The following is a 2,770-nucleotide window of genomic DNA, read 5'->3' on the forward strand; positions in this document are numbered from 1 at the left end:
CAATAAAGACTTCCCTTAATGATCGCTCCAAGTGTTTGGTTGAAAGTGGAGAGATCAAACCACAAGCTCTTATGACCTACATGAGTCTCCAATGTCCGAAAACTACTCGCGCCCTTTTTGATAGTGGCAACAGTTTGCTTTGGGGAATTCATTACTGGAATGTTCGAACGTCAGAAAGGACCCGGTCAGATAAGAACTTGTTCCATATAGGAATCGGCTTTGCGTCTATGGGCTGGGCCATTGGTGCCGCTGTTGGTATTGCTGCCGCTGCGGACGGGGATCCGGTCATTTGCTTTGTCGGGGACGGTAGCTATCTTATGGCAGGGCAAGAAATCACAACCGCTTTTCAAGAAAACCTGAATTTGCTTGTAGTAGTTCTTAATGATTCGTCTCTAGGAACTGTCCGACATGGGCAAGCACTGAGTGGTGGTGAAGCCATCGGAAACAAACTCCCCAAGATTAATTTTGCACAATTGGCCCACTCTATGGGAATCGAGTCTTACCGTGTAAAAACCATGGAAGAACTGCATGATTTAGACTTGGGCAATATACTCGACCGTCCTGGGCCTTGCTTACTCGATGTTGTGATTGGCGCCGATGAAGTACCACCCATGGGTGCCAGGATGAAAATGTTAACTGGCGTCGCTTAATGGCGGATATGCTCCTCAGTAATGGCAACTCATTACGCTGATTAGAAAAGGCTGATGATGGCTTCCGACTATCTCTATCATTCAAATTTCTGGAGGGAAAATCCAGAAGAATCTAACCCGTTTGCGGCCAACGCTTGCTATTGTTCGGGTTATGATGTCTACGGCCAGATCCTTCGCAAGGCGAGTTGGTTTGAATATCTCATGCTCATGCTCAAGGGCGAAAGGCCTCTTAAGACTGAAGCAATACTGCTTGAGACATTAGCCATCGCACTGGCCAACCCGGGACCCCGAGACGCTAGTGTCCGGGCTGCTATGAATGCTGGTATTGCTGGTACGAATCATAGTTCAGCACTCATGGCGGCACTGGCAGTCGGGGCGGGACAGTACGGAGGCGCTCAGGAAATATCCATCTGCATGCGACTTTGGGAAGAATGTAATCAAGATTTTGATCTTTGGGTCACTCGTCTTTTTAGCCCTGAGGAAGATGAACGGGCTGATATCTGGCTCCCCATGGAGCACGCTCCTGGCTTCGACCCGAATGGCGAGTCGACACCCAAGCCGGTCTTGCAGACATTAGATTATCTGGTCAGTCTTGCCCCCTCCAATGGTGCTCTAGCGTGGCTAAAGCAAAAGCGGCCAGCTTTTGAAGAAAAAGTCGGCTACCCATTGGCAATGAGTGGTGTCGCTGCAGCAGCTTTGGTTGATCTCGGACTAGATAAAGATCAGGGCAGCTTGCTCTATCTTCTGTTAAGGCTGCCAGGTGCAGCCGTTCATTCGTTGGAGCAAAAACACCTGGGGTGGAAAAAATTTCCTTTTTACGGTCCTGCAATTGAACTCACTGACGACTCCGGTCCTGGTCCGGCTTCTGACCTGGAGAAAGACTTAATATGAGTCACAAACATTTGCTCAATACAGAAAGTCATTGGGCTACAAGCAAAGGCAAAGCCTTCCTGTCAGACCGGGTGGTGATGCATGGAAAGGATTTACATAAGGAACTAGGTGACCACGAGTGGCTTCACTTATACGTATACAGCATCCTCGGCCGAGAGCCAGGCGAAAACGTGTTAAAACTGCTCAACTTCTATTGGGTTGCCACCAGTTATCCTGATGCTTCGATCTGGCCCAACCATGTGACAGCACTTGCAGGAACTGTACGTTCAACTGCCTCACTTGCATTAATGGCTGGATTGAGTGTCTCTGAGGCTTCAATTTATGGTCGACGCCCCGAAGTCAGGGCTTTAGATTTTTTCTACCGGGCAGGGCGCTGGTGTGATGAAGGAGGAGAACTCACTAAATTCGTAGATAAAGAAAAATCTGCAAAGCGGATACTTTATGGGTATGGTCGCCCAATGGCAAAGTCCGATGAGCGCATACCCTATACTTTAAACAAAGCAAAAGAATTTGGGTTGGACAAGGGCCGCTATATTAAAATGGCCCTGGATGTTTATGCACACCTCAACTCTAAATACGGTTACTCAATGAATGTTGCGGCCGTCGATGCAGCTCTGGCAGCTGACATGGGTCTGAACTGTCAAGAGTACCAGCTCTTTATGACGCCCTGTTTCATTGCAGGCATGATCCCTTGCTACCAAGACACAATAGAGCGCCCAGAGGGTAGTTTTTTCCCCGTTCGGTGTAGCAGTATTGTCTACAATGGACCATCTACACGAGATTGGAGTGATAACGTTTAAAAATTTGGCACTTTTTCAAGACCGAATCAGAAGCGATATTGGAGCTCACCAACGACATTTCGTCCTGCTAGAGGGAAATCATTTGGAACAGAGGCAACCGGATCAGCGAATGGACTAGGATCACGAACATCCTCATTGAACGCATTTCGCACTGAAACAGACAAGTCCAGCCCGCGCCAGAGACCATCCGTGCGCAAAGTCACATCAACAGTGGTGTAGTCTGACAAGGGTTCCCTGTTATCGGAAGCCACTCTTTTTTGCTCGCCAACCCAATTAATCTGAGTGTTAAAAAACCACCCAGGAAAAGCATGCCACTCTGTACGACCGTATATTTGGTGGTTGGGCGCTTCACCGACTGATTTCCCAGTATTTTCGTCTTGCGAGTACTGATAGGCGTAATTGGCAACAAGTTTTAAATCTTCCAGTGCC

At 48.2% G+C, this 2,770-nt stretch carries 3 protein-coding genes and 1 pseudogene; 3 read left to right on the forward strand and 1 reads right to left on the reverse strand.

Annotation, left to right across the window (positions count from 1 at the left end):
* The 3 genes from GRX64_RS13670 to GRX64_RS13680 form a co-directional block, all read left to right on the forward strand.
* The coding region (locus GRX64_RS13670) for a thiamine pyrophosphate-dependent enzyme (protein WP_235937681.1) at positions 1-650 on the forward strand (650 nt) is incomplete at its 5' end.
* Between the two features lie 54 nt (positions 651-704).
* Positions 705-1,541 (forward strand): citrate synthase family protein, encoded by an 837-nt coding sequence (locus GRX64_RS13675; protein ID WP_235937682.1) that lies wholly within the window; start codon positions 705-707, stop codon positions 1,539-1,541.
* Positions 1,538-2,341, forward strand: a complete 804-nt coding sequence (locus GRX64_RS13680) for a citrate synthase family protein (protein ID WP_166268193.1) — start codon at positions 1,538-1,540, stop codon at positions 2,339-2,341. Before GRX64_RS13675 ends, GRX64_RS13680 begins: the two co-directional genes overlap by 4 nt.
* A 26-nt stretch (positions 2,342-2,367) precedes the next feature.
* Here GRX64_RS13680 and GRX64_RS13685 read toward each other — a convergent pair.
* Positions 2,368-2,770 (reverse strand): annotated as a pseudogene (locus tag GRX64_RS13685) (TonB-dependent receptor plug domain-containing protein); the annotation flags it as partial.

The organism is Marinobacter caseinilyticus, from assembly GCF_011074955.1.
Lineage (GTDB): Bacteria > Pseudomonadota > Gammaproteobacteria > Pseudomonadales > Oleiphilaceae > Marinobacter > Marinobacter caseinilyticus.

Excerpts from the sequence above, each read along its gene's own strand:
- GRX64_RS13675 (WP_235937682.1), top strand. The coding sequence starts at position 705 with ATGATGGCTTCCGACTATCTCTATCATTCAAATTTCTGGAGGGAAAAT.
- GRX64_RS13680 (WP_166268193.1), top strand. The coding sequence starts at position 1,538 with ATGAGTCACAAACATTTGCTCAATACAGAAAGTCATTGGGCTACAAGC.